This is a genomic window from Streptomyces niveiscabiei (genome assembly GCF_001419795.1).
Taxonomy (GTDB): Bacteria; Actinomycetota; Actinomycetes; order Streptomycetales; family Streptomycetaceae; genus Streptomyces; species Streptomyces niveiscabiei.
This window is the reverse complement of record NZ_LIRL01000497.1, coordinates 1-276: the sequence shown is the minus strand read 5'-3', so window position 1 is coordinate 276 and position 276 is coordinate 1.

Genomic DNA, 276 nt, shown 5'->3' with positions numbered 1-276 from the left:
GCACTCCCAGCAGCGCGGGCAGTCGCATCCGCATGCGTGCCCGTCGGGGCCCTGGCACTGGCAGTAGCAGCCGGATTCGCCGCAGGGCATTTCGTCGCTCATGGGGTCAGCCTCTCGCAGGGGTGTGACAGCGGGGTGATTCAGCGGGCGTCGGGGCTGATGCCGGCCTGTTCGCGCATCGCGCGGTCCGACTGTTCGTTGTGCTGCTGGCGCTGCTCGGGCGTCCAGTCGGCGACGCGGGCCGGGAGCGAACTGACGGTCTCGGCGAGCTTCTTG